Here is a 1,793-nt window from a genome sequence, read left to right on the forward strand (position 1 = left end):
TACATCTAGTACTTTTATAAGGAGGTAATCCAACCGCAGGTTCCCCTACGGTTACCTTGTTACGACTTAACCCCAGTCACGATTCATACCGTGGTAAACGCCCTCCCGAAGGTTAAGCTATCTACTTCTGGTACAAACCACTCCCATGGTTTGACGGGCGGTGTGTACAAGGCCCGGGAACGTATTCACCGCAACATTCTGATTTGCGATTACTAGCGATTCCGACTTCATGTAGTCGAGTTGCAGACTACAATCCGGACTTAGATTTACTTTAAGGGATTAGCTTAACGTCGCCGTCTCGCAACCCTCTGTATAAACCATTGTAGCACGTGTGTAGCCCTACTCATAAGGGCCATGATGACTTGACGTCATCCCCACCTTCCTCCGGCTTATCACCGGCAGTCTCTTTAGAGTTCTCAACTTAATGTAGCAACTAAAGATGGGGGTTGCGCTCGTTGCGAGACTTAACCCAACATTTCACAACACGAGCTGACGACAGCCATGCAGCACCTGTCTTAGAGCTCCCGAAGGCACTCCTCGATCTCTCAAGGATTCTCTAGATGTCAAGAGTAGGTAAGGTTCTACGCGTTGCGTCGAATTAAACCACATGCTCCACCGCTTGTGCGGGCCCCCGTCAATTCATTTGAGTTTTAACCTTGCGGCCGTACTCCCCAGGCGCTCGATTTAACGCGTTAGCTACGAAAGCCAAAACATAAAGCTCCAGCCTCCAAATCGAGATCGTTTACGGCGTGGACTACCAGGGTATCTAATCCTGTTTGCTCCCCACGCTTTCGCACATGAGCGTCAGTTTGTTCCCAAGGGGCTGCCTTCGCCTTCGGTATTCCTTCTCATCTCTACACATTTCACTGTTACACGAGAAATTCTACCCCTCCCTAAACAACTCTAGATTAGTAGTTTTAAATGCTATTCCCAAGTTAAGCTCGGGGCTTTCACATCTAACTTGCCAATCCGCCTGCGTGCCCTTTACGCCCAGTAATTCCGATTAACGCTCGCACCCTCCGTATTACCGCGGCTGCTGGCACGGAGTTAGCCGGTGCTTCTTCTGTAACTAACGTCAAGTCAATATCCTTCAATATCAACCTTCCTCATTACCGAAAGTACTTTACAACCCTAAGGCCTTCTTCATACACGCGGCATGGCTGGATCAGGGTTGCCCCCATTGTCCAATATTCCCCACTGCTGCCTTCCGTAGAAGTCTGGACCGTGTCTCAGTTCCAGTGTGGCTGGTCATTCTCTCAAACCAGCTAGAGATCGTCGCCTTGGTGAGCCATTACCTCACCAACTAGCTAATCTCACTTGGGCTCATCTATAGACAAGTACCAAATAGCACTCTATAATCTCTCGATATTACGCGGTATTAGCCATCGTTTCCAATGGTTATCCCCCATCTATAGGCAGATTCCCAAGCATTACTCACCCGTCCGCCACTCGTCAGCAAGAGAGCAAGCTCTCTCCTGTTACCGTTCGACTTGCATGTGTTAAGCCTGCCGCCAGCGTTCAATCTGAGCCATGATCAAACTCTTCAATTGAAGATATAAAAATATATTTGATCTATAAACTCGTTAAAACTACTGATCTAATCTTTATTTAATTGCTTAAATAATCATCTATATATAGCTAATAAAACTAAGGTTTCTACAAACCAAAAATCCTATATATAAACTTTATTAATGAATTAATCAGGTCATTATAACTAGTCGATAGTAAAACATATTCAAGTAGAATATTTAGTTTTATTTAGTTTCTTATGAGTACTAAATAATGTATTTTTT

General features: G+C 45.1%; 1 rRNA gene. It reads right to left on the reverse strand.

Going from position 1 to position 1,793, the window contains the following annotated elements:
• Positions 1-17: 17 nt before the first annotated feature.
• A 16S ribosomal RNA gene (locus CKF59_RS01335) occupies positions 18-1,550 on the reverse strand.
• Positions 1,551-1,793: the final 243 nt, after the last annotated feature.

Origin of the sequence: Psittacicella gerlachiana (assembly GCF_003585965.1) — a bacterium.
In the GTDB taxonomy this organism is placed as follows: Bacteria; Pseudomonadota; Gammaproteobacteria; order Enterobacterales; family Psittacicellaceae; genus Psittacicella; species Psittacicella gerlachiana.